Genomic DNA, 25540 nt, shown 5'->3' on the forward strand with positions numbered 1-25540 from the left:
GACGTAAAGACGCCAGCCTGCCCTGCTCTCTGTTCATCCATTGGCTATTCTTAGCGAAAACCCTAACTGGAACTTATCAGATGATGACCGTGATTGAACCACCATCTGCGCTTTCCAGTCCACAGCGCCGTAACCAGGTCCTGCTGATGTTTTATCTGCCCGGGCAGCCGGTCACCCCCGAGCGGCTTAGCGCAATCAACCTTGTTGATGAGGCGACGGCCCGGCAGGATATCGCGGAGACGGGACGTGACATTCAGCGTTACCACCGGCTGACCCTCGCGTCGCAGGTGGACGGCAGCTATCGGATTGAAGGCGCCGCAATCGATCAACGCCTGTGCCTGCTGCACGGCTTACGCCGGGCCCTGCGCCTGTGTCCGCATTTTATCAGCCACCATTTTACCCCGGCATTAAAAACGCAGCTTAAACTGCAGGGCGTTGCGCGCACCTTATATGACGACACCAATCTGCAGGCGCTGGTCAACCGCTGCGCCCGGACGCTTAACCGCCAGTTTGACTGTCGGGATATTCACTTCCTGCGCCTCTATCTGCAGTACTGCCTGCTTGAGCATCATCTCGGGCAGACGCCGACCTTTACCGAAGATCAGCAGCGCTGGACCCAGGAGGCGGCGGAGTCAATACTTGCCGCTGAGATTATCCGCCACTGGCAGCGTCGGGTCGCCACCGCGCCGCACGCGGGCGAGCAGCTGTTTCTGACCCTGCTGTTCATGCTGCTCAAAACGCCCGATCCTATCCGCGATGGCCACCAGCAGGACCGCCGCCTGCACCTGGCTATCTCCGGCCTGATTCACCGTTTCCAGGATTTATCCGGCCGGCCGTTTAGCGACGATCAAGGGCTAAGCGACCAGCTCTATATTCATCTCTCCCAGGCGCTGAACCGCAGCGTGTTCGCGATCGGTATCGATAATGCGCTGCCGGAGGAGATGAGCCGCCTCTATCCGCGCCTGATGCGCACCACCAAAACGGCGCTGGAGGAGTTTGAGAGCGCCTACAGGGTTCGCTTTAATCAGGAGGAAGTGGGGCTGATTGCGGTAATTTTTGGCGCATGGCTGATGCAGAAAAGCGAGCTGCACGAGAAGCAGGTGGTGCTGCTGACCCACGACAATCCCGAGCTTGAGCAGGCTCTTGAGCTGCAGCTGCGCGAGCTGACCCTGCTGCCGCTCAATATCAAATATCAGAACGTTCACGCCTTTCAAAAGGAAGGCGCGCCGAAGGGCGTGGCGCTGGTGGTGACCCCTTATGCTACGGCGCTGCCGCTGTTTTCACCGCCGCTGTTTCACGCTGAGGAGATGTTCAGCGATCACCAGCGGCAGCATATTTGTCAAATGCTCGAGGACTAGGATACCGCCTTCGGCCTCAGCACCAGCGCCGGCAGGACAACCAGCGCCATCACCCAGAACACGCCCTGGTGCAGGTGCTGGTAGAGGAAGTCGGCAAATACCGTCATTACCGCAATGCTGCCCCCCATCGCCACCGCGGAGTAGACCGCCTGCAGACGAATCACCTCCCCGCCCTGACGCGCCGAAATATAGCGCATCGCCGCAAGGTGACATACCGTAAAGGTGCCGCAGTGCAGGATCTGCGCGACAATGAGCCACGGCAGCTCGGTGGTCCAGCCCATCAGCGTCCAGCGAACCAGCCCGCAAACGGCGGAGAGCAGCAGCAGATCCCGCGCGCTGAAGCGGCTAAAGGCTTTTTTGCTCAGCGCAAAGATAACCACCTCCGCGACCACCCCCAGCGACCACAGATAGCCGATCGCCGAAGCGGAATAGCCCGCCTCCTGCCAGTAAATCGCGCTGAAGCCATAGTAGGCGGCATGGGCGCCCTGCAGCAGGCAGACGCAGGCGAGAAAGCGCCAGCTTTGGCGCACCAGCTTCAGCCATGCCGGGAGCCCGGCCGCCTGCTGGTGGCGAACTTCCCCCTGCGGCATCACCGAGGGTTTAAGCAGCATCCCCAGCAGCATGGAAGCGATGCCGAGGCTTAGCAGCACCAGGATCGCCCGATAATCAAACAGGCTGACCAGCTTGCCGGTCAGCGCGGAGCCGATCACAAACGCCACCGATCCCCACAGGCGCACGCGCCCGTAGTCCATGGTTATCTGCTTTTGCCAGGTATTCGCCAGCGCATCGGTCAGCGGTACCAGCGGAGAGAAGAACAGATTGAAGCCGACCATCACCGCCATCAGCCAGGCGACGCGGCTATCGGCCCAAAAGCCAAGGACAAACAGCAGGGCCAGCAGCGCCAGCACCCGCAGGGCGGAAATAAGCCAGGAGGGATCGCTCACCCGGGGCGCAATCAGCAGGCTGCCGAGAAAACGCGCCACCAGCCCGGCGCCGAGCAGCATACCGATCGTTTCCGGCGTCAGCCCCGCGCCTGCCAGCCAGACGCTCCAGAACGGCAGAAAGATGCCGTAGCTAAAGAAGTAGGTAAAGTAACTAAGCGCCAGCCAGCGCGTGGAGTGCAAGACCATGATTTCCTCCCGAATGGAGGCGACAGTCTGGCGACAAACCCCGGCGGGCGCAAGCCGGGGATTTAGGTATAACCCGCTGAATCTGGCCTATTTAACCGCGATTTTCAGCGACCATGAAACCCTATCCCCCGGGCCTAATACCACCAGACCAGGCTGCCCGTCCACGTTGTGCGCGTTTACAGGATGACTTTGCGGCTCAAGGCAGACAAACGGTTCACCCGACATACGGAACAGCATAAGCCACGGTGTTTGCGATGAAATTGTGACAGACATCACTTCTCGCTGAATGACGGCCGTGCCGTTCCAGCCGGAATAGCAGACGTTCAGCCAGCGATCCTCTCCACAGGCAGGCTGCGTGAAATCGCCGCCCTCCGGCAGCTCACCGCGCCAGCTAAGCGGCAAGTGCAACTCGCCCTCTGGCCAGTGGCCGCTCGCTAAAAACTGCATCCGGCTTAGCCTGTCGAAGGCAAAAAAGGGGTGAAAGCCGCCGCCGTAAAGCATCGGCTCGTCGCCGCAGTGGGTAACGGTCAGGGAGGCGAGAAGTTCCCCCTGCCGCAGCTCGTAGCGGATCTGCGCGCAATAGTCGAATCCGCAGGCGTGGCGGCTATGCAGCTGCAGTACGCAGCGTTCTGCGCTGCATTCGATGACCTCCCACGCGCTGAGCCAACCGTCGCCGTGGAGAAAAAAACGCGCGTCCGCCTGATGATTCGGCAGGATGATTTCGCGCCCCCGAAAGGAGAAGCGGTTGCCGGCCACCCGGTTTGCCAGCGGCACCATCGGAAACAGGCCGCCGGCAGGATTTTCATGCAACACCGGGGTTTGATGCCGGCGGGAGAACAGGCTTTGCACCTTACCGCCCTGCGGATCGACGCGCATCCGTAGATGCGCGTTTTCCAGAATAAAGCTGTCCACCATTAGCGCGTCTGCTCCTGTTTCAGCGCCTGCCTGCCGGCATGACGCTGCGCCAGCTGCTCTTCCAGCGCCTCCAGCGTAACGCCTTTGGTTTCCGGAACGTTGCGCAGAATGTACAGATACCCCGCCGCGCATATCACCCCATACAGCAGGAAGCTGCCCGACGCGCCCAACCCGGCATTCAGCAGCGGGAAGGTATAGGTTAACAGGAAGCAGGCCACCCACAGCGCCAGCGTACCCAGCGACATCGCCAGCCCGCGCACGCGGTTAGGGAAAATTTCCGATAACAGTACCCAGGTCACCGGCGCCAGCGTCAGCGCGTAAATAGCGATCGCCGCCAGCACCAGAATCAGCACCGGTAATCCCAGGATCCCCAGACCATAGGCCGCAGCAATCAGCGCATAGATGATGGTCAGCCCGGCGGCGCCGAGCAGCATCAGCCTGCGGCGACCAATCCTGTCGACCAGCGGAAGCGCGGCGATAGTAAAGATCAGGTTGATAAGCCCGGTCGCCACGATCGACTTCAGCGTGCTGTTAATGTCAAATCCGGCGGAGGCGAAAATCTCCTGCGCGTAGTTGAAAATAACGTTAATACCGCACCACTGCTGGAACATTGCCAGCACCATACCCATCACAATGATCGGGCGAACTTTGGGCTGCCACAGCGCGGACCAGGAGACTTTTTGCGTGTCTTTGCTGAGGGTTTGCTCGATATCCCTGATGGTTTCATCGGCGTAGCGCTGATTGCCGATGCGCATCAGCATCTGGTGCGCCCGCTGGCTTTTCCCCACGCGAACCAGCCAGCGCGGCGACTCGGGAACGAAAAACATCAGGATCAGGAACGCCAGCGCGGGCACGACGCCGGAACCAAACATCCAGCGCCAGCCTACCTGCCCGTTCCAGCTGGCGCTGATCTCTGCCAGCGTAGCGCTAGTGGCCACCGGCTTTGCGATCGCCAGGTTAACCAGCTGCGCCGCCAGAACGCCAATAACAATCGTCAGCTGATTCACCGCCACAAAGCGTCCGCGCTGCGCGGCGGGACTTATCTCGGCGATATACATCGGGCTTAGCGCAGAAGCCAGCCCGATACCCAGTCCACCAACGATACGCCACGCCACGAACAGATCGAAGCTGCCGGCGAGCGCCGTGCCCCAGGCCGAGAGCGTAAACAGCGCCGCGGCGATGATGAGCGGAATTTTGCGGCCAAACTTATCCGCGCACCATCCGGAAGCCAGCGCCCCGAAAACGCAGCCAACCAGCGCTGAACTCATCGCCCAGCCGGACTGCGCCGGGTCGGTAATGGAAAAATAGGCTTCATAAAACGGCTTCGCGCCGCCGATCACCACCCAGTCATAGCCAAACAGTAAACCACCGCAGGCGGCAACCAGACAGATCGTCCAGACGTAGCCCATTTTCAGATGTGTCTGCGCGTTATTCATAAGGATTCCTCTTTCAGGGAAACGCAGGGAACAGTAGGGTTGGCGGGCGCGAGCCCGCCGGTTGAGGTTCAGGAAAAAATGCCGCTTTGCAGGGCATGGTCGATCAGATGCGCCTTATCGTGGGCGGGGTTGATGACCAGCAGCTGCTGAATCGCTTGCCGGTAGTCAGCCATATTCCCCAGCCCGAGGTATCCCAGCGCCTCAATAAACAGGCAGTGCTGCCGGTGCTGCTGCGCCGCCGGGACGTCGAGCACCACCAGGTCAGGCAGCGAGACGGCGAAGAAATCGGCATCCGGGACGTCGTCACGATGGCGTCGGGCCCAGTCGATGAAATTGTGGAAATGGCGGTCCGCCTGCTGCACGTCGCCGCTCTTGCGCAGCGCCATTCCCTGCCAGAAGAGATAATCGGCGGGCTGATCGTTGTAGTAGCGACCGGCATCCAGCGACGCACCTCCCAGGCTCGCGCGTTGGTAACAGGCTGCGGCGCGCTGGGTCTCTCCCGCCTGCGCGGCGCTGTGGGCCAGCAAATACCAGATATCGTTATCCGTCTGCCCCGGAAGCCTCCCCTCTCCGAGGTTTAGGGGATAGCGCAGCGCCTCCTCCAGCCGCTGCGTCGCCGCAGAGTACGCCCGGCCCTCAATCGCCTGTAAGGCAACGTGCAGTTGGTTAAGCAGATATTGCCCCGTCACCTTGCCCTCCCCGCCCTCCCAGGGATGGAATTTTCGCGTACGGAGAATATCTGCGGCCTCGGCATAGCGCCCGCTGCTGTTCCACAGGCTGAGCAACTCGGCGGTGAGATCGTCCCGCTTCAGCACCACGGCGCGATGCGCCTGCAGGTCGCGTAATCGATCGCCAACCGGCGCGCCGGTCAGCTTGTTGAGATAGTCGAGCTCGAAGCGAAAGCGCGCATTCTGCGGTTCAATGTCCACCGCTCGCTGCAGGCTGGCCAGCGCCTGGGGAAGATCCTGCCGCTTATTCCACGCATAGACGCCAAGCAGGCGATGGGCCGGCGCGTAGTCAGGGTCTTTTGCCAGCACGTCACGCCAGCAGATTACGGCATCCTCGTAGCGGCGCTTGCTATACCAGAAGCAGCCCAGCAGATAGCGGGCAAACGCGCTCTCTTCCAGCCGCTGCAGCATCCAGACTTCATCCAGCGTGTTGGGGAAGCGGACCCGCAGGGCGTGACAGTGCTGCGCCGAGGCGATGAACTGCTGGCGCTCGTCGGCGTCGTCACTTAGCGCGGCGCGCCACAGCATCGGCAGCGCCTCCTGAGAATCCAGTAGCGCCAGCAGCGCCTGTGCAGACGACGGCTGTCCGATAGAGAGCAGCCATCCCGCCAGCAGGCTGGCGTTGGCGCCTCTGCGGCCGGTGACGCGCAGCAGGTTTTCCCGGGATTCATGATCCTGGCTAATCATCCAGCGCACGCAGTGCAGCGGATAGCTCAGCGGATACCGCCCGAGGCAGCGGGCGATATAATCCTGCGCCTCATCGCCGCGCCCTAATTTCGCCAGCGCCAGCGCCTTCAGGCCCATCGCGAGGTGGTTGGTGGCATTAAATTGCAGGCTGATGTCGACTTTTTCCAGCGCATCGGCAACCTCGCCGCGCTTCATCGCCAGCCGGGCCAGCGACCAGTAGGCCGCATCGCGGCAGCTGCCGCTCCATGAGGCTTTGTAATAGCTATCCCAGGCGCTGGCTTCATCCCCCTGCCTTTCCAGAGCGCTGGCGAGCAGCATACTGGCCTCGCCGTCGCGCGGATTTTTATTCAGCCTATGGGCGCGCCGCAGCGCGGCGCGGGCGCACTGCTCCGCCACCGGCCAGTCGGCGCCGTTGAGCGCCAGGGTGCCAAGGGCGACGTTATTTCGGTAATCCTCGGGATCAATCGCAATAGCCCGACGGTAGTAGTCTCCGGCGTAGCGGCTGGCGTGGTTATACTGCTCAAGATGCTGGCCAATGAAATAGAGTTCATCGCCGTTGTCGATGTCGTCCGGCAGCGCCGGCGCGGTTGCCGGCTCCGGTAACGGGGTCTGCTGGGCGAGATGTTCCTGATAATGCAGCAGCGGCTCGCCCTCGGCGCTTTTCGCCCGCAGGGTCAAGCGCGAAGCGCCGTTTTCCGGTAGCGCGTGCTGCCAGCTTTCCCCCGGCTGCAGGGTTAGCTGGGTTTCATAGAGCGGCTGATTATCCGCGCTCAGCTCCAGCACGATATTTTCCAGCGGCGCAATCGCATAGACTCCCAGCCGCTGCCTTTCATCTTCACGAACCAGCTTTAGCGCCAGGCGGGTGTTCGCATTTTGCACCATTCCCAGCTCGCTATACGGAAGGAAATTTTGGACAAAAATTTTCTCTTCATAGGGCGCAAGCCAGGTGAAATCCGGCTGGTTATCGGTAAAGACGCCGGTCATCAGCTCGATATAGGGGCCATTCGCGTCGGTCAGATTGCGATCCCAGGCCTGGCCGAAATCGCCATAACCCCAGCTCCACTGCTTTTTACCCGGCGAGATATGGTGATCGGCGACGTGCAGCAGTCCGCCTCGTTCATCGTGATGGTAGGCACCGACAAAATCATATGCTGATTTCTCTGCCATATAGGAGGTCGGCACCGGGACATTCTTATAGCGGGAGATATCCACGCCCGCGCTGTAGTCCACTTTATAGTAGGTGCCGGTGGCGATGGGGAAGGCAGAAACGTCGCGCTTGCCGTGATCGAACACGGCGGTAACGTCAGGTGGGAACACGCTCTGGTGGGCATCTCCGCCCTTCACCGCCGGGTTGGCCCACCATAAGAAGTGGCGCGGCGTGGCGTTGCCGTTAAAGACCTTGCCGGTAATTTCAATCAGCGCCCGGTCGGGGTAAAGGGTAAAACCGGCCATGACCTGCAGCCCGCGCATGGGCTCGGCTTCGCCCATCCATACGGTTTGCACGCCGCCCTCCCCCTGCTGGATGGTAAAATCGACGGGCATAAAGGTTGTCGGACGATGGTGCTGTGGCCAGTTAAACTCGATCCCGCCGGATATCCACGGCCCGAGCAGGCCGACCAGCGCCGGTTTCACCACTTCGTTGTAGTAGACGAAATCACGCTGCTTAACTTTATCGTAGGCGCGATGGATGCGGCCGCCGAGCTCCGGCAGCAGCATGACGCGAATGAAATCATTCTCCATCCACACCGCCCGATAGTCGCGCATCTCCCGCTCGCCGGTTAAGGTATCAACCACCCCATAGGGGTACACGCTGCCGGAGGAACCCTGATAGACCCGCTTTTCGAGGAACATCGGGTTAGGATCCTCCGCTCCCGTCGTCCACGTCGGGAGTGTAATCGTTTCCTGCCAGACCTTAACCGAACCGTGCATAGCGCTCTCCACTAAAAGTAATTAAGTAAAAACCTGATGAAGGCGAGTTTATAATCTTGAATAGCGGTTAAAATGCGCAATGCTCACGCAATATAGTTAAGGGAGTTAAGTGTATGCAGCTAACCGGGTTCAACAACGTTCGGGTCAGGCAGGCCAACAAATCAATCTTTCTGGCCTGTTTGTGGCGGGAAAAGCAGCTCAGCAAATCGCAGCTCGCTCAGCTCAGCGGGCTTTCCATTCCAGCGGTGAGCAACATACTCGACGAGCTGCTCAGCGAAGGCCTCATCAGCCACTCCGCGGAAAAAATGAGCAATCGGGGCGTCAATAGCGGTAGCTTTCAGATCCCGCTGCACGGCGCCTGGACGCTGTGTATGAACATCACCCCCACCAGCATTGAGTACCAGCTCGCCGACGCTCGCCTGCTGGCCGTCGACGCGCACCAGCATATTCGTATCGATGCGCCGACGCCTCAGGCTTTGCTGGCGGCGATTATCGACTGCTGGCGCCGCGTCCACCGCCGCTATCCGCAGCATAAAATCAACGTCGCGCTGGGTGTTCACGGGCAGGTAGATCCGGTAACCGGCGTTTCGCAAACCATGCCGCAGGCGCGCTGGAAAACGCCTGTCGAACTCAAATACTTACTTGAGGAGGAGCTCGGCGTTCAGGTCAGGGTCGATAATGACTGCGCCATGCTGGCGCTGGCCGAAAAATGGCAGAACAGCGCAGCGCCGCAGGATTTTTGCGTGATCAACGTAGATTACGGTATTGGTTCATCGTTTGTTATTAACGATCAGATCTACCGCGGAAGCCTCTACGGCAGCGGCCAGATTGGCCATACGATCGTCAATCCTGATGGCTCAGCCTGCGACTGCGGGCGCTATGGCTGTCTGGAAACCATCGCCTCGCTCAGCGCGTTGAAAAAGCAGGCTCGGGTATGGCTAAAAACCCAGCCGGAGGCGCAGCCCTCCCCCGAAAAACTCACCACCGAGTCGCTTATTGCGGCCTGGGAACGGGGCGACGTGCATATCCGCGCCTGGGTTGAACGCTCCGCCAACGCCATTGGCCTGAGCCTGTATAACTTCCTCAATCTGCTCAATATTAATCAGATATGGCTCTATGGCCGCAGCTGCGCTTTTGGCGAGCAGTGGCTAAACACCATTGTTAAACAAACCAGTTTTAACCCCTTTGACCACGGCGACGCTCCGCGCGCGCACGCTACCCAAATTAGCTTCGGTCGGCTCACCCGCCCGCAGCAGCTGCTGGGCATTGGCTATCTGTACGTGGAGGAAGCGCTGGAGAAAATTTAGGCACCGGCCTCAATTCGTGGCGGGGAGCAAAATTGTGTATTACGTTTAAAGAACACGTCTTTCATAAGGTGCTGGTTATGAACGCATTACGCTATTTTGATTTTGGTTCCTCGCGCCACGTACTGCTGCTGATTGCACGAATTGCCGTCGTGCTGCTGTTTATCATCTTTGGCTACCCCAAGCTGATGGGCTTTAGCGGCACAGTGCAGTATATGGCGTCATCCGGCGCGCCGCTGCCGACGCTGGCGGCCATTATCGCTATCGTGATGGAGGTTCCGGCGGCGATCCTGATTATTCTCGGCTTCTTCACGCGTCCGCTGGCGGTCATTTTTATTTTTTATACGCTGGGCACGGCGGTTATTGGCCACCACTACTGGGATATGTCCGGCGATGCGGTGCTGCCGAATATGATTAACTTCTATAAAAACGTCAGCATTGCCGGCGCCTTCCTGCTGCTGGCGATAGTCGGCCCGGGCGCCATCTCCCTCGACCGCCGTTAGTCATCGGGCAACGGACGTAAAAAAGGCCGCATTCGCGGCCTTTTATTCGCTTTCAACAGCTAAGCGTTATGCGTAAACCGGGAAGCGGGCGCAGATATCCAGAACTTTACCTTTAACGCGCTCGGTTACCGCTTCGTCATTGATATTGTCCAGAATGTCACACATCCAGCCGGCCAGATCTTTCACTTCAGCTTCTTTGAAGCCGCGGCGAGTCACCGCCGGAGAACCGATACGGATACCGGAAGTTACAAACGGGCTCTTCGGATCGTTCGGCACGCTGTTTTTATTCACGGTGATGTTGGCGCGGCCCAGGGCGGCGTCAGCTTCTTTACCGGTCAGGTTCTTATCAACCAGATCCAGCAGGAACAGGTGGTTTTCAGTACCGCCGGAGACCACTTTGTAGCCGCGGTTCAGGAACACTTCCACCATCGCTTTGGCATTCTTAGCGACCTGCTGCTGGTAGACCTTGAATTCAGGCTCCATCGCTTCTTTCAGCGCCACGGCTTTCGCAGCGATAACGTGCATCAGCGGGCCGCCCTGGGCGCTTGGGAATACGGCAGAGTTCAGCTTTTTGTACAGCTCTTCGCTACCGCCTTTCGCCAGGATCAGGCCACCGCGCGGACCCGCCAGGGTTTTATGGGTGGTGGTGGTCACAACGTGAGCGTGCGGAACCGGGTTCGGATAGACGTCAGCGGCGATCAGGCCGGCCACGTGGGCCATATCAACGAACAGGTAAGCGCCGATGCTGTCGGCGATTTCACGCATTTTTGCCCAGTCAACGACGCCGGAATAGGCAGAGAAGCCGCCGATGATCATCTTCGGCTTGTGGGTCTGCGCCTGCTTCGCCATGTCTTCGTAGTCAATTTTACCGGACTCATCAATGCCGTAAGGGATGATGTTGTACAGCTTGCCGGAGAAGTTAACCGGGGAGCCGTGAGTCAGGTGGCCGCCCTGCGCGAGGTTCATACCGAGAACGGTATCGCCCGGCTGCAGCAGAGCGGTGTAAACCGCGAAGTTAGCCTGAGAACCGGAGTGCGGCTGCACGTTGGCGTAGTCGGCGCCAAACAGCTCTTTTGCGCGGTCGATAGCCAGCTGCTCGACGATATCAACGTATTCGCAGCCGCCGTAGTAGCGCTTGCCCGGGTAGCCTTCGGCATATTTGTTGGTCAGCTGAGAACCCTGAGCCTGCATCACGCGCGGGCTGGTGTAGTTCTCGGAGGCGATCAGTTCGATGTGCTCTTCCTGACGTACTTTTTCCTGCTCCATAGCCTGCCACAGTTCGGCATCATAATCGGCAATGTTCATTTCACGCTTTAACATCCGCATCTCCTGCTCAGCTAACAATAAATTACAGCTCTAAATGGGGGCCTTTTTGGGCGACGGCCCACAGTATAACTGAATCGTTCGGTGATAACAGGTCTTGACAAACGATTTTACGCAAACGATTGGCTGCGCATGACACAAGGCTTTGAGCAATAACGCCTCTCCGATTATCAACGGATTTCTTTTCAGGTTTGTGATGTAAATTCTTCACGTTGTAACTGTTTTAATGCAGAGTGTTAAAGAACCATTTACATTGCAGGGTTATTTATATAAGATGCATTTAAAATGCATCATTAAGATAATACTAAAGGAAGCTGCTATGCTCGACGCTCAAACCATCGCTACGGTCAAAGCCACCATTCCCCTGCTGGTCGAAACGGGTCCTAAGCTGACCGCCCACTTCTACGATCGCATGTTTGCTCATAATCCCGAACTCAAAGAAATCTTCAATATGAGCAACCAGCGCAACGGCGATCAGCGTGAAGCGCTGTTTAACGCTATTGCTGCCTACGCGAGCAATATCGATAACCTGGCGGCCCTGCTGCCGGCGGTAGAGAAAATCGCGCAGAAGCACACCAGCTTCCAGATCCGTCCGGAGCAGTACAATATCGTCGGCGGCCACCTGCTGGCGACGCTGGATGAAATGTTCAGCCCGGGCCAGGAAGTCCTTGATGCGTGGGGCAAAGCCTACGGCGTGCTGGCTAACGTCTTTATCAATCGCGAAGCCGAAATCTATCAGGATAGCGCCAGCAAGACCGGCGGCTGGGAAGGCACCCGCGCGTTCCGCATTGTGAAGAAAACCCCGCGCAGCGCGCTGATCACCAGCTTCGAGATGGAGCCGGTGGACGGCCAGCCGGTTGCCGACTATCAGCCGGGCCAGTATCTGGCCGTCTGGCTGAAGCCAGAAGGGTTTGAATATCAGGAGATTCGCCAGTACTCCCTGACGCGTAAGGCGGATGGTAAAGGCTATCGCATTGCCGTGAAGCGCGAGAGCGGCGGCCAGGTTTCGAACTGGCTGCACAATGCGTCAAGCGAAGGGGACGTTGTCCACCTCGCGGCGCCGGCGGGCGACTTCTTCCTGAACGTTGACGCCGAAACCCCGGTAACGCTGCTCTCCGGCGGCGTCGGCCAGACGCCAATGCTGGCAATGCTGGATTCGCTGGCAAAATCGCGGCATCCGGCGCAGGTAAACTGGTTCCACGCGGCGGAAAACGGCGAGGTTCACGCCTTTGCCGATGAGGTCAGCGCGCTGGGCGCGGCCCTGCCTAAGTTTGCGTCTCACGTCTGGTATCGCAGCCCAGGCGAAGAGGACCGTCAGGCGGCGCGTTTTAATAGCGAAGGTTTGATGGATTTGACCGCTCAGGCAGAGAGCCTGCGCGACCCGCAGATACAGTTCTATCTCTGCGGCCCGGTGGCCTTTATGCAGCATGCGGCAAAGCAGCTGGTGGCGCTTGGGGTCAATAGCGAGCGCATTCATTACGAATGCTTCGGCCCGCACAAAGTACTGTAACTGATGCCCCTCTCCCCGCCGGGGAGAGGGTTAAAACTTAAATCGCTTCGTCGTCTTCTTCGCCGGTACGGATACGGATCACGCGCGCCACGTCAAAGACAAAGATTTTACCATCGCCGATTTTACCGGTCTGCGCCGTGCGGATAATGGTATCGACGCAGGTATCGACGATATCATCCGTGACCACGATTTCGATTTTCACTTTTGGCAGAAAATCCACCATGTACTCCGCACCGCGGTACAGCTCGGTATGGCCCTTCTGACGGCCAAAGCCCTTCACTTCCGTTACCGTCATCCCGGTGATGCCGACTTCCGCCAGCGCTTCACGCACGTCATCGAGCTTGAAAGGTTTAATAATCGCATCAATCTTTTTCATGATTTTCCTGTCTTAGAGTCTATCCCACTAAGGCTATTTTACTTGCCATTTTGAACCTGGGCAGTGCTCAAAATCCTCACGTACTACGTGTACGCTCCGGTTTTTCCGCGCTGTCCGTGTTCAAACTGCGTGCGACAATAACGCCTACTGGGATAGGCTCTTAGTCGCGTAACCGGTTGCTTACCGTATCATAACTTGCGCTATGGCGCGGAGCTACTCTTTAAAGTCGTTGGCGTCGAGCTCGTGGCGCGACAGCAGTTTGTAAAATTCGGTGCGGTTGCGCCCGGCCATTCTGGCCGCGTGCGTCACGTTACCTTTGGTAATTTGCAGCAGCTTGCGCAGGTAGTTCAGCTCAAACTGATTACGCGCCTCAACGAAGGTCGGCAGCGCGGTATTTTCGCCTTCCAGCGCCTGCTCCACCAGCGCATCGCTGATCACCGGCGAGGAGGTCAGCGCCACGCACTGCTCAATCACGTTCACCAGCTGGCGCACGTTGCCCGGCCATTTGGCGGCCATCAGCCGCTTCATCGCGTCGGTCGAGAAGGCGCGAACAAACGGCTTATGCCGGTCGGCCGACTGGCGCAGCAGATGGTTGGCAAGAAGCGGAATATCCTCGGTGCGATCGGCGAGAGGCGGGATCTTGAGGTTCACCACGTTCAGGCGATAAAACAGATCTTCGCGGAACTCGCCGCGCGCCATCGCCTTGGGCAGGTCGCGGTGGGTGGCGGAGACGATGCGCACGTCGATGTCGATGTCGCGGTTGCTGCCCAGCGGGCGAACCTTGCGCTCCTGCAGAACGCGCAGCAGTTTGACCTGCAGAGCCACCGGCATATCGCCGATCTCATCAAGAAACAGCGTGCCCCCTTCGGCGGCCTGAAACAGCCCTTCCCGATTGCTGACCGCGCCGGTAAAGGCGCCGCGGGCGTGGCCAAACAGCTCCGACTCCAGCAGCTGCTCCGGCAGGGCGCCGCAGTTAATGGCGACAAAGGGCTTGGCGTGGCGCGGGCTGGCGTTATGGATCGCCTGGGCGACGATCTCTTTGCCGGTGCCGCTCTGGCCGTTAATCAGCACGCTGACGTCCGACTGCGCCACCATGCCCGCCTGCTCCAGCAGGCGCTGCATCAGCGGGCTACGGGTCACAATCGCCTGACGCCAGCGCTCATCCGTCGTCGGCGCGCTGTGCTCCAGCGCGTCATCAATGGCTTTGTACAGCGCGTCCTTGTCTACCGGCTTGGTCAGGAAGCTGAACACGCCCTGCTGGGTCGCCGCCACCGCATCAGGAATCGAGCCGTGGGCGGTGAGAATGATCACCGGCATTCCCGGCTGCACCTTCTGGATTTCGGCAAACAGCTGCAGGCCGTCCATTTCATCCATGCGCAAATCGCTGACCACCAGGTCGACCTTATCGCGCCCCAGCACGCGCAGCGCTTCGGGCCCGCTTTCGGCAGTGGTCACGCTGTAGCCTTCGCTGACAAGACGCATCCCCAGCAGCTTCAGCAGCCCTGGGTCATCGTCCACCAGCAGCAGGCGCGCGGGTTTACGGCTCGTCATGCGTGGCCTCCGGGATTTTATCGCCGCCGTGCCCGACGTCAGAATTAAAATTTCCGCCCGGCTTGCGGGTGGAGAGCTGACGTTCGATATCGGTAAGATTTTCCAGCTTACGCGTGGTGAGCTCCAGCTCGCCGCGCAGCTGCTGCTCCTGCTGGCGCAGCGCGTCGAGCTCGGCATCGCTGGTCTGCTGTAGCTTCGCGTAGCGGGAGCGTTCGTCTACCAGCTGCAGCTGTCGGCTCTGGCCGTCGCGCCAGAGCTGGTAAAGCGGGCGCACCTGCACGGCGATTTGCGAGCTGAAGGTGTCCAGGCGAGAAACCAGCTCGCGCCGCTCGTCGGGGGTAATTTTGGCGTCCGCCAGCAAAATGCCGCGCTTAAACGCATCCTGCCAGCGGTCGTCATCGTGCAGCCGAGCTTCCGCCCGCGCCTGCGCCGGAGAAAGGCGATCGGCGCAGTCAATTCCGCGCAGCCAGTAGAGCGGATTTTTGTCGCTGATATCCCCGTTCAGGGACCAGATATCCGCGCACTCAACCGAAAGGAAATCCGCCACCTGATGCTGCGGCAGCTCGGGCTGCGCTTTGTCGCCTGCCGTGTGCGGTGATAAAGCCGTGGAACATCCGGCCAGCGCCAGGCAGGAAATGCCGGTCAGCAGCCAGACCCTGACGGGACGAACCCATGCGAAAAAGTGGGACATAGTCACCCATTGTTGATTCATGTGTTGATTTTTCCCGGCTCGGCGGCGGGTAGCGTGATGCGAAAACAGATAAGCCCGGGTAGATCGTCGACCAGGCTTAGCTCGCCCTGCATTTGTCGAACGCAGTCCCGCGCAATGCTTAGCCCGAGGCCGCTGCCTTTTACCGCCCCTTTACGCTGGTGACTTCCCTGATAAAAGGGCTCAAATATCATTTTTCTTTCCACTGGCGGTATCGGCTCGCCGCTGTTGCTTACGTCGATGCGCACCTGCTCGCCGTGCCGGTAGCTATGAATGTGAATGTTACCGGATTCAGCACCATAGTGCACCGCATTGGAGTAGAGATTATCCAGCACGCTCGCCAGCAAAGCCGGCTCCGCCTGGCAGAACCGGGCCTCCAGGCAGAGTTCCGTGCGCATCAGTTTAGCTCTTGCCGGCAGGCTGTGGGCAGAGACCACGCTTTCGACCAGCTCTGCGAGGTTAACCGTTTCGCGCGCCACCGGGCCATCGGCCTGTTTACGGTTGTAATCAAGCAGCTGTTCAATCAGCTTTTGCAGGTTGCGGCTGCTGGCGTCGAGGATCTCGACAATCTCCTGCTGCTCGGCGGTCAAAGGCCCGGCAACGCGGTCGGCAAGCAGCTCCGTACCTTCGCGCATGCTGGCTAAGGGCGTTTTCAGCTCATGGGAGAGATGGCGCAAAAACTGATGCCGCTGCGACTCCAGCCAGGCCAGGCGCTCGCTCAGCCAGATAATGCGTTCGCCGACCGAGCGCAGCTCGCGCGGCCCGGTGAACAGCGCCGCGTTATCCAGCGACTTCCCTTCTCCCAGCCGGTTAATCATCTTCTCAATCCCCTTTACCGGGCCGATGATCATCCGGGTAAACAGCAGCACCAGCGCCAGGCTCAGCAGGAACAGCACCAGCGCCTGCCAGCCGAAGAACTGCCCGCGTTCGGCGATCTCCTGCTGCAGCTGCTGCCCGCGCGAATAGACGACCGTTCGGGTGGCCTGCACCATGACGCTGTTGGCCGTGGCGAAGGCTTCCAGGCTCTCGGCCGACTTCGCGTCGGGGCTGCTGTTTTTGCACCTCAGCTGCGCCAGGTCGCTCAAATCCTGGCTCAGGGCCTGCCAAATTTTCTCATCCGGCAGCACGCCGGCGTGGGCGTCCAGCATTTCGCTGTAGCGCTGGCGCTGATTTTGATAAACCTTCGCCAGCGTCGGATCGTCCAGCACGCAGTACTGGCGGTAGCTGCGCTCCATTTCCAGCGAAGCGTTAACCATCGCCTCGCTGCGCCGGGCGTCAACCAGGGTGGTGCGGTTGATGTGCGCGGCCTGGGCGCTGAGAGCGTTCAGGCTCTGCCACGCCTGCCAGGCCAGAACCAGCAGCGGTAGCAGGATCAGCACAAAGGAGAGCGTCACCAGCTGGCGCAACGATCGGGGGAAAAGGGAGAGTCGCTTCAAGTATATAGCCTCAAACATTCGCTTAAGACGATGCTAACCGAGGACGCCGCAGAGTAACAGGCGCAATCCGCAGTTCTGTCGCAGGAAGGGGACGGGCCGGGGCATTTCCCGTCAACGGCGCGGGTCAACATCCCCGCGCGCCGACGGCTTGCCATACGGCGGACATAATAAAGCCAGGCATTTGCCTGGCTTTATTAAGAAATAAGGCGGTGCCTAACTCGACGTTTCGCCCGATGGCTGATAAAGCAGAGCTATTATCAGGAGTTGGACGGCAGGCACCTTGTTGTGCGTCATTCGAAGTTTATGTAGCGCGTCCCGAAGGGGCTGACATAAGAAGGTGAATGAGCCACTGCTTATTATTATGCACGTTCTATGCCACATTACAAAACATTTTATTAACACAATGAAATATAAATGGTTTTCTATATTTTACACCCCTGACGGCGATGTCTGTTTTTTAGCCATGCTGTCGCCATTTAGCGACACTTAAACCCTGACTTAGCAACCCTGTTTAAAATCAAAAGGTTAAATGTCTCCTTTTAGAGACACCTCTCCCCGGCGTTTGTCGGTAAATCCCGACACCCTGCAGCGATAGCCATCACAAACAAAAAGGCCCCCCGCTTTCGCGGGAGGCCTTTTAGAGCATCAGCCAGGGTTCGGTTTAGCCCAGCTGCTTACGCGCGTTGCGGAAAATACGCATCCACGGGCTGTCTTCGCCCCAGTTTTCCGGGTGCCAGGAGTTGGCCACGCTGCGGAAGACGCGCTCAGGGTGCGGCATCATAATGGTGGCGCGACCGCTTTCGCTGGTAACGGCGGTAATCCCGTTCGGCGAGCCGTTCGGGTTCGCCGGGTAGCTTTCGGTCACTTTACCGAAGTTATCGACGAAACGCAGCGCGACCAGGCCTTTGCTCTCAAGCTGCGCCAGATGTGCGCCGTCGCGAACCTCCACCTGCCCTTCACCGTGAGACACGGCGATAGGCATCATTGAGCCGACCATCCCCTGCAGCAGCAGAGACGGGCTTTGCGTCACTTCAACCAGGCTGAAGCGCGCCTCAAAGCGGTCAGAGTAGTTACGTACGAAGCGCGGCCACAGGTCGCTTCCCGGGATCAGCTCCCGCAGGTTGGACATCATCTGACAGCCGTTACACACGCCCAGCGCCAGGGTCTGCGGACGATGGAAGAAGGTCGCAAACTCATCGCGCACGCGGTCGTTGAACAGAATCGATTTCGCCCAGCCTTCGCCCGCGCCCAGCACGTCGCCGTAAGAGAAGCCGCCGCAGGCCACCAGCGCCTGGAAGTCGGCAAGGCCGGTACGGCCCGCAAGCAGGTCGCTCATGTGCACGTCAACGGCATCAAAGCCCGCGCGATGGAAGGCCGCGGCCATCTCAACGTGCGAGTTAACGCCCTGCTCGCGCAATACCGCCACCTTCGGACGCGCGCCGGTCGCAATGTACGGCGCGGCAATATCTTCGTTGATATCGAAAGAGAGCTTAACGTTGAGGCCAGGATCGCTATCGTTGCTTTTCGCGGCGTGCTCGCTATCGGCACACTCGGGGTTATCGCGCAGACGCTGCATCTGCCAGGTGGTTTCTGCCCACCACATACGCAGCGTAGAGCGGCTTTCGCTGAATACCGGGCTACCGTTGGCGGTGATGACGAAGCGATCGCTCGCCGTTGCCTGACCCAGGTAGTGGGTGCACTCCGCCAGACCGTGGGAGGCCAGCAGCGCTTCAACCGCCTCGCGATCCGCGGCGCGAACCTGAATAACCGCCCCGAGCTCTTCGTTGAACAGCGCCGCCAGGCTATCGTCACCCAGGGCAGCGATATCCACATCCACGCCGCAGTGGCCGGTGAAGGCCATTTCGGCCAGCGTCACCAGCAGGCCGCCGTCGGAACGGTCGTGGTATGCCAGCAGCTTGCGTTCAGCTACCAGCGCCTGCATTGCGTCCCAGAAGCCTTTCAGCTGCGCGACGTCGCGAACGTCCGCCGGGGTATCGCCCAGCTGGCGATAAACCTGCGCCAGCGCGGTCGCGCCCAGCGCGTTGTGGCCGTTGCCTAAATCAATCAGCAGCAGGGCGTTGTCTTCGGTCAAGAGCTGCGGCGTCACGGTGCGACGCACGTCTTCCACGCGGGCAAAGGCGGTGATCACCAGCGACAGCGGAGAGGTCATCTCGCGCTGCTCGCTGCCTTCCTGCCAGCGGGTTTTCATCGACATAGAATCTTTGCCGACCGGGATAGTCAGGCCCAGAGCCGGACACAGCTCTTCGCCAACCGCTTTCACCGCTTCGTACAGACCGGCATCTTCGCCCGGGTGTCCGGCCGCTGCCATCCAGTTTGCCGAAAGTTTCACGCGATTCAGCGCACCAATTTGCGTTGCCGCCACGTTGGTCAGCGCTTCCCCGACCGCCAGGCGGGCGGAGGCGGCGAAATCGAGTAATGCCACCGGCGAACGTTCGCCAAGGGCCATCGCTTCGCCGTAGTAGCTATCGAGGCTGGCGGTGGTAACCGCGCAGTTCGCCACCGGGATCTGCCACGGGCCAACCATCTGATCGCGCGCCACCATGCCGGTAACGGTGCGGTCGCCGATGGTGACGAGGAAGGTTTTCTCCGCCACCGCCGGCAGGTGCAGAACGCGATTTACCGCGTCGGCAACGGTCATTCCCTGGCGATTCAGCGCTTCGCCTTTGGCCTTCAGGGTCTGCACGTCTCGGGTCATTTTCGGCGTTTTGCCCAACAGCACGTCCAGCGGCAGATCGATCGGCTGGTCGTTGAAATGGCTGTCGCTCATATTCAGATGCAGCTCTTCGGTAGCGTCGCCAATCACGGCGTAAGGCGCGCGCTCGCGGCGGCACAGCTCGTCAAACAGCGGCAGCTGGTCCGGCGCCACTGCTAATACGTAGCGCTCCTGGGATTCGTTACACCAGATTTCCAGCGGGCTCATGCCCGGCTCGTCGCTGAGGATATCGCGCAGCTGGAATTTACCGCCGCGGCCGCCGTCGCTCACCAGCTCCGGCATGGCGTTCGAAAGGCCGCCCGCGCCGACGTCGTGGATAAACAGAATCGGGTTGGCGTCGCCCAGCTGCCAGCAGCGGTCAATGACCTCCTGGCAGCGACGTTCCATTTCCGGGTTGTCGCGCTGGACGGAGGCGAAATCGAGGTCCGCATCAGACTGACCGGATGCCATAGACGAGGCCGCACCGCCGCCGAGGCCAATGTTCATCGCCGGGCCGCCGAGCACGATAAGCTTCGCCCCAACGATAATTTCGCCTTTCTGGACATGATCGGCGCGGATGTTGCCGATGCCGCCAGCCAGCATGATCGGCTTGTGGTAGCCGCGCAGCTCTTCACCGTTGTGGCTGGTCACCTTTTCTTCATAGGTGCGGAAGTAGCCGTTCAGCGCCGGACGACCAAATTCGTTGTTAAACGCCGCGCCGCCCAGCGGACCGTCGGTCATGATATCCAGCGCGGTCACGATGCGGTCCGGTTTGCCAAAGTCTTCTTCCCACGGCTGTTCAAAGCCCGGGATGCGCAGGTTAGAGACCGAGAACCCGACCAGGCCCGCTTTGGGTTTCGCACCGCGTCCGGTCGCGCCTTCATCGCGGATTTCACCGCCGGAACCGGTCGCTGCGCCCGGCCACGGAGAAATCGCCGTCGGGTGATTGTGCGTTTCTACCTTCATCAGGATATGCGCCGCTTCCTGATGGTAGTCATAAATCCCGTCCTGATGGCTGGCGAAGAAGCGCCCGACCTCAGAACCTTCCATGACCGCGGCGTTGTCTTTGTAAGCCGACAGAACGTAGTCCGGGGTCTTCTCAAAGGTATTTTTGATCATCTTAAACAGCGACTTCGGCTGCTGTTCGCCGTCGATGACCCAATCGGCGTTAAAAATCTTGTGGCGGCAGTGCTCGGAGTTGGCCTGCGCGAACATATACAGTTCGATATCGTTCGGGTTACGACCCAGCGTTTTGAAAGCATCCTGCAGGTAGTCGATTTCATCGTCCGCCAGCGCTAACCCCAGACGGAGGTTAGCGTCAATTAGCGCCTGACGGCCCTGGCCCAGCAGATCGACGCTGGTGACCGGCTTAGGCTGATGCTGAGCGAACAGCTTCGCGCCCTCTTCCAGCGCGTCGAATACGCTTTCCATCATTCGGTCGTGCAGCTCATCTGCAACAACGGCCCACTGCTCTGCGCTCAGCGTGCCGGCTTCAACGTAGTACGCTACGCCGCGCTCAAGGCGCACAACCTGTGCCAGGCCGCAGTTATGGGCGATATCGGTAGCTTTAGAAGACCAGGGGGAGATGGTGCCAGGGCGGGGGGTGACGAGCAGTAATTTACCGGTTGGGGTATGGCTACTTAAGCTTGGGCCATACTTGAGCAGTCGTGCCAGCCTCTCGCGATCCTCTCCGCCGAGCGGGGCGTTCAGGTCGGCAAAATGAACATACTCTGCATATATTGTGCTTACCGGGATGTTGGCCGCCTGGAAACGTGCCAGCAGTTTATTGATACGAAATGCCGACAGTGCAGGTGAACCACGCAAAATTTCCATCATAAGTCTCTCGTCTTCGAAGCTTTCAATATGAGCCAGGGGGGAAACGGGCGCTATTATAGTGAATCCTGCGCCCTGACGAAACCGTTTGCGTGGAAATAAAATCATTCGTCGCGTTTATCATTAAATGTGACCTCTATCGCGAATAAGTTGCCAACTGGCGCATTCTTAAGCAAAATGCCGCTCATTCAACGACAACCTTTTACTTTTTCCGGTCATAGTCTGCTGAGGAACATAGAGCTGCAGAAGATTAACTATCTGAAAAAACTAAAGATTAATTATCTGCTCATCGGCATTGTTACCTTATTGCTGGCGGCTGCCCTGTGGCCGTCGATCCCGTGGTCGGGCAAACCAGAGAACCGCGTGGCGGGAATTATGTCGCGCGGGGAGCTGCGCATCAGCACCATCAATTCGCCGATGACCTTTGCGACCATCAATGACAAAACCTACGGTCTTGATTACGAGCTGGCGCAGCAGTTCGCCGACTACCTCGGCGTAAAGCTGAAGATCACCGTTCGGCAGAATATCAGCCAGCTGTTTGACGATCTGGATAACGGGAAGGCCGACATGCTCGGCGCCGGGCTGGTCTATAACTCCGAGCGGGTGAAGAACTATCAGCCGGGACCGAGCTACTACTCCGTATCGCAGCAGCTGGTCTACCGGGTCGGCAGCCCCCGCCCGCGCACCCTTGCTGGCCTCAATGCCGACCAGCTGGCTATCGCGCCGGGCCACGTCGCCATTAACGACCTGCAGAGCCTGAAGGAGAGCAAATACCCCGATCTCAGCTGGCGCGTCGATGAAAAGCGCGGCACCACGGCGCTAATGCAGGCGGTGATCGATGGCGATCTGAGCTACACCATCGCCGATTCCGTGGCGGTCAGCCTGTTTCAGCGCGTTCATCCTGAGCTGGCGGTCGCGCTGGATATCAGCGATGAGCAGCCGGTGACCTGGTTTAGCGTCAAGGGCGAAGACAACTCGCTCTCGGCGGCGATGCTCGATTTCTTCAACAACATTAATGAAGACGGCACCCTGGCGCGGCTGGAAGAGAAGTATCTCGGGCACGGCAACGATTTCGATTATGTCGATACGCGCACCTTCCTGCGGGCGGTAGAGAATATCCTGCCGGACCTGCAGCCGATGTTTGAAAAGTACGCCCGCCAGATCGACTGGCGCCTGCTGGCGGCGATTGCCTGGCAGGAGTCGCACTGGGATCCGCAAGCCACCTCACCGACCGGGGTGCGCGGGATGATGATGCTCACCAGAAACACCGCTCAGAGCCTGGGATTAACCGACCGCACCGATGCCGAGCAGAGCGTCAACGGCGGCATGCGCTATCTGCAGGATATGATGAACAAGGTTCCGGATTCGGTTCCCAAAGATGAGCGGATCTGGTTTGCGCTGGCGGCGTACAATATGGGCTACGCGCATATTCTCGACGCCATCGCCCTGACGAAAAAACAGCAAGGGAATCCCAACAGCTGGGCGGACGTGAAGCAGCGCCTGCCGCTTCTCAGCCAAAAATCCTACTACAGCAGGCTGAAATACGGCTACGCGCGGGGCCATGAAGCCTACGCTTACGTCGAGAACATTCGCAAATACCACATTAGCCTGGTCGGCTATCTGTCCGAGAAGGAGAGGAAGGACCAGCAGGCGCTGGCGATGGCCGGTGACTATCCGGCGGTTTTGCCGGATGAGGTAGATAGAAAGGAAGAGCAGGCGCTACCGTTTTTCAAATTCCGCACCGAAGCGCTGGTCGATAACGCCAGGTTCAAAATCCCCGGGCTGAACCACTAGCTCTCGTCCGCCTGGCGCGCCTTTTTCAGCGCCTTTTTCTCTTCCCGCCGCCAGCGGAAAAAATCGCTCAGCATGGCCGAACACGACTCGGCGAGAACGCCTTCAGCGATCTCAACCCGATGGTTCATCCCCGGATGGTGCAGCACGTCGATAAGCGATCCGGCGGCGCCGGTTTTCGCATCCCGGGCGCCAAATACCAGCCGCGAGATGCGGCTATGCACCATCGCCCCGGCGCACATCACGCACGGCTCGAGGGTCACGTACAGCGTGGCGTCAATCAGGCGGTAGTTTTGCAGCACCAGCCCGCCCTGGCGTATGGCCATGATCTCGGCGTGCGCGGTCGGATCGTGACGGCCGATCGGCCGATTCCAGCCCTCGCCGATGACCTGGTTATTGTGTACCAGCACGGCACCCACCGGCACCTCGCCCTCTTCCCAGGCGCGTTTAGCCAGCGTCAAAGCGTGACGCATCCAGTATTCATCATTGCGTTCATGGTCAGACAAAGCGGGACTCCTGTGCAAAAGCGGGGCGCATTATACATGCCGGCCGCGCATTAGACACTATCACTCTAGCTGATGCAGATCGCCCTGCGGCGTCACCCGCCAGCGATGCTGGCAAAAGCAGAGCAGCGGATTATCCTGCTCGCTGTCGCTATAGCCGCTATACAGCCGCAGCGGCGCGCCAATTTTTTGCTCCAGCTGCGCCACTTTTTCATGCCCCAGGCAGCGCAGAGTCAGGACCCAGCCGCCGTAGCGGCGCGCCATTCTGCTGGCGATGAGGTTCACTCTCGGTAGCCAGGGCGTATCAAAATAGACCTGCTCCACCAGCGACTGCGGCGAACCGGTGATCAGCCAGACGTCGGCATCGGTGCTGGTCAAATATCCCGTTAGCCGGGCATGCACCACCGGGAATGCCGTCACGTGCTGGCGAAACCAGCGGACAAAGTTCGCCTCAAGACGCTTGAGCTTCGCCTCGCTGCGCCCGCAGGTGGAGGCCCACAGCAGCAGGCTCATCGGCCAGCGCGCCGCCCTGCCGTTGACCAGCAGCCCGCCGAGGATAACCGGCAGCAAAAGCGCTACCGGCAGCAGATTCAGGGGCTGATGACGCAGGACGTAGCGTATGAAGCTGCCAAACATATCCTGCTGGTGCAGGGTTCCATCAAGATCAAAAAAGACCACCCGACGCATAGCGCTATTCAAACTCAACCTCTTCTTTTCGTCATTCCGGCTGCCCGTTAGCTTACCAGCCTTGCACCCTTAATATTAAAAACATCTGCGAGCGTTGAATTTAGGTTAAGGTCGTTGGTTAATAAATCTCAGCGCCAGAATTTTTAATTCGCCATAATCCTCTTATAATCGAATACAAAATTCTTTCACCAGAGGGTGAAGGCTGTCCTCAGGAAAACCTATGAACTGTTTAATCCGCATTCGCCAGCGCTACCCGTCGCTGGCGGCAAGCGATAAAAAGCTGGCTGATTTTATCCTCGCCCAGCCGGACCAGACCCGACACCTCAGCTCGCAGCAGCTGGCGGGTGAAGCGGGCGTCAGCCAGTCGAGCGTGGTGAAATTCGCCCAGAAGATGGGCTTCAAAGGTTTCCCGGCCCTGAAGCTGGCGCTGAGCGAAGCGCTGGCCAGCGCGCCCGACCCGCAGTCGGTCCCGGTGCATAACCAGATCCTCGGCGACGATCCGCTGCGTCTGGTGGGCGAAAAGCTGATTAAGGATAACGTGGCGGCGATGCACGCCTCGCTGGACGTTAACAGCGAAGAGAAGCTGCTGGAGGCCGTTGCGCTGCTGCGCACCGCTCGCCGGGTCATTATTACCGGCATCGGCGCCTCGGGCCTGGTGGCGCGCAACTTCAGCTGGAAGCTGATGAAGATTGGCGTCAACGCCGTCGCCGAGCAGGATATGCACGCCCTGCTGGCCACCGTCCAGGCGATGTCGCCAGACGATCTGCTGTTCGCCATCTCCTACTCCGGCGAGCGGCGGGAAATCAACATGGCGGCGGCGGAAGCCCTGCGCGTTGGCTGCCGGATCCTCGCGATCACCGGCTTCAGCCCCAACGCGCTGCAGCAGCAGGCCTCCCAGTGCCTGTACACCATTGCCGAAGAGCAGGCGACGCGCAGCGCGGCAATCTCCTCAACCAGCGCGCAGATGATGCTGACGGATCTGCTGTTTATGGCGCTGGTACAGCAGGATCTTGAGCATGCGCCGGAGCGTATTCGCCACAGCGAGGCGCTGGTGAAAAAGCTGGTGTGAGCAGAAAATGGGCGTATAATGCCCGCCCTGTTTGTGTTGTTTCTGAGAA

At 59.4% G+C, this 25540-nt stretch carries 18 protein-coding genes; 6 read left to right on the plus strand and 12 right to left on the minus strand.

All coding sequences use genetic code 11. The features are described from left to right. The first annotated feature begins 80 nt into the window (after positions 1-80). The gene (gene csiE / locus M2416_RS21705; RefSeq protein WP_259226658.1) at positions 81-1358 is read left to right on the plus strand and encodes a stationary phase inducible protein CsiE; all 1278 of its coding nucleotides are present in this window, start codon (positions 81-83) and stop codon (positions 1356-1358) included. Here csiE and M2416_RS21710 read toward each other — a convergent pair. From M2416_RS21710 to M2416_RS21725, 4 genes are all read right to left on the minus strand, one after another. Then, the gene (locus M2416_RS21710; protein ID WP_259226659.1) at positions 1355-2488 is read right to left on the minus strand and encodes a 3-phenylpropionate MFS transporter; all 1134 of its coding nucleotides are present in this window, start codon (positions 2486-2488) and stop codon (positions 1355-1357) included. The two genes, csiE and M2416_RS21710, sit on opposite strands and share 4 nt — an antisense overlap. Before the next feature lie 87 nt (positions 2489-2575). Further along, positions 2576-3403: an aldose 1-epimerase gene (locus M2416_RS21715; protein ID WP_259226660.1), complete on the minus strand. Its 828-nt coding sequence runs from the start codon at positions 3401-3403 to the stop codon at positions 2576-2578. Then, a complete protein-coding gene (locus tag M2416_RS21720; RefSeq protein ID WP_141335129.1) occupies positions 3403-4839 on the minus strand; it encodes a sugar porter family MFS transporter in 1437 nt (478 codons plus the stop codon). The genes M2416_RS21715 and M2416_RS21720 overlap by 1 nt, the downstream gene beginning before the upstream one ends. Before the next feature lie 68 nt (positions 4840-4907). Next, on the minus strand, positions 4908-8183 hold the full coding sequence (locus M2416_RS21725; RefSeq protein ID WP_259226664.1) for a DUF5107 domain-containing protein: 3276 nt from the start codon (positions 8181-8183) through the stop codon (positions 4908-4910). Between the two features lie 113 nt (positions 8184-8296). Here M2416_RS21725 and M2416_RS21730 point away from each other — a divergent pair, with 113 nt between their 5' ends. Then, a complete protein-coding gene (locus M2416_RS21730; protein ID WP_259226665.1) occupies positions 8297-9490 on the plus strand; it encodes an ROK family transcriptional regulator in 1194 nt (397 codons plus the stop codon). A 32-nt stretch (positions 9491-9522) separates the two neighbouring features. Further along, on the plus strand, positions 9523-9990 hold the full coding sequence (locus M2416_RS21735) for a DoxX family protein (protein ID WP_071844961.1): 468 nt from the start codon (positions 9523-9525) through the stop codon (positions 9988-9990). Positions 9991-10056: 66 nt separating this feature from the next. Here the strand turns inward: M2416_RS21735 and glyA are convergent, their stop codons facing one another. After that, positions 10057-11310 carry a serine hydroxymethyltransferase gene (glyA, locus tag M2416_RS21740; RefSeq protein ID WP_076947790.1) on the minus strand — a complete coding sequence of 418 codons (1254 nt, stop codon included), beginning with the start codon at positions 11308-11310 and terminating at the stop codon, positions 10057-10059. Positions 11311-11632: 322 nt separating this feature from the next. Here glyA and hmpA point away from each other — a divergent pair, with 322 nt between their 5' ends. Then, a complete protein-coding gene (gene hmpA, locus M2416_RS21745; protein WP_259226671.1) occupies positions 11633-12823 on the plus strand; it encodes an NO-inducible flavohemoprotein in 1191 nt (396 codons plus the stop codon). Positions 12824-12860: 37 nt separating this feature from the next. Here the strand turns inward: hmpA and glnB are convergent, their stop codons facing one another. The 5 genes from glnB to purL all read right to left on the minus strand — a co-directional run bounded on the left by glnB (position 12861) and on the right by purL (position 21444). Continuing rightward, positions 12861-13199, minus strand: coding sequence for a nitrogen regulatory protein P-II (gene glnB, locus M2416_RS21750; protein WP_041146740.1), 339 nt, complete (start codon positions 13197-13199; stop codon positions 12861-12863). A 213-nt stretch (positions 13200-13412) separates the two neighbouring features. After that, positions 13413-14750, minus strand: coding sequence for a two-component system response regulator GlrR (glrR, locus tag M2416_RS21755; protein WP_041146741.1), 1338 nt, complete (start codon positions 14748-14750; stop codon positions 13413-13415). Continuing rightward, the gene (gene qseG, locus M2416_RS21760) at positions 14737-15441 is read right to left on the minus strand and encodes a two-component system QseEF-associated lipoprotein QseG (RefSeq protein ID WP_259226735.1); all 705 of its coding nucleotides are present in this window, start codon (positions 15439-15441) and stop codon (positions 14737-14739) included. Before qseG ends, glrR begins: the two co-directional genes overlap by 14 nt. Before the next feature lie 17 nt (positions 15442-15458). Beyond that, a complete protein-coding gene (locus M2416_RS21765) occupies positions 15459-16895 on the minus strand; it encodes a sensor histidine kinase (RefSeq protein WP_259226675.1) in 1437 nt (478 codons plus the stop codon). Between the two features lie 661 nt (positions 16896-17556). Further along, positions 17557-21444 carry a phosphoribosylformylglycinamidine synthase gene (purL, locus tag M2416_RS21770; RefSeq protein ID WP_076947784.1) on the minus strand — a complete coding sequence of 1296 codons (3888 nt, stop codon included), beginning with the start codon at positions 21442-21444 and terminating at the stop codon, positions 17557-17559. Positions 21445-21618: 174 nt separating this feature from the next. On the opposite strand from purL, the gene mltF reads away from it, so the two are divergent. Next, the gene (gene mltF, locus M2416_RS21775) at positions 21619-23235 is read left to right on the plus strand and encodes a membrane-bound lytic murein transglycosylase MltF (protein WP_259226678.1); all 1617 of its coding nucleotides are present in this window, start codon (positions 21619-21621) and stop codon (positions 23233-23235) included. On the opposite strand, the gene tadA is transcribed toward mltF, so the two are convergent. Beyond that, positions 23232-23738 (minus strand): tRNA adenosine(34) deaminase TadA, encoded by a 507-nt coding sequence (gene tadA / locus M2416_RS21780; protein WP_041146746.1) that lies wholly within the window; start codon positions 23736-23738, stop codon positions 23232-23234. The two genes, mltF and tadA, sit on opposite strands and share 4 nt — an antisense overlap. A 60-nt stretch (positions 23739-23798) precedes the next feature. Then, positions 23799-24422, minus strand: a complete 624-nt coding sequence (yfhb, locus tag M2416_RS21785) for a phosphatidylglycerophosphatase C (protein ID WP_175637000.1) — start codon at positions 24420-24422, stop codon at positions 23799-23801. Between the two features lie 220 nt (positions 24423-24642). Between yfhb and M2416_RS21790 the strand changes: the two genes are divergently transcribed. Further along, a complete protein-coding gene (locus tag M2416_RS21790) occupies positions 24643-25491 on the plus strand; it encodes a MurR/RpiR family transcriptional regulator (protein WP_076947780.1) in 849 nt (282 codons plus the stop codon). The last annotated feature ends 49 nt before the right edge of the window (positions 25492-25540 follow it).

The organism is Klebsiella sp. BIGb0132 (genome assembly GCF_024810075.1).
Classification (GTDB): Bacteria; Pseudomonadota; Gammaproteobacteria; order Enterobacterales; family Enterobacteriaceae; genus Klebsiella; species Klebsiella terrigena.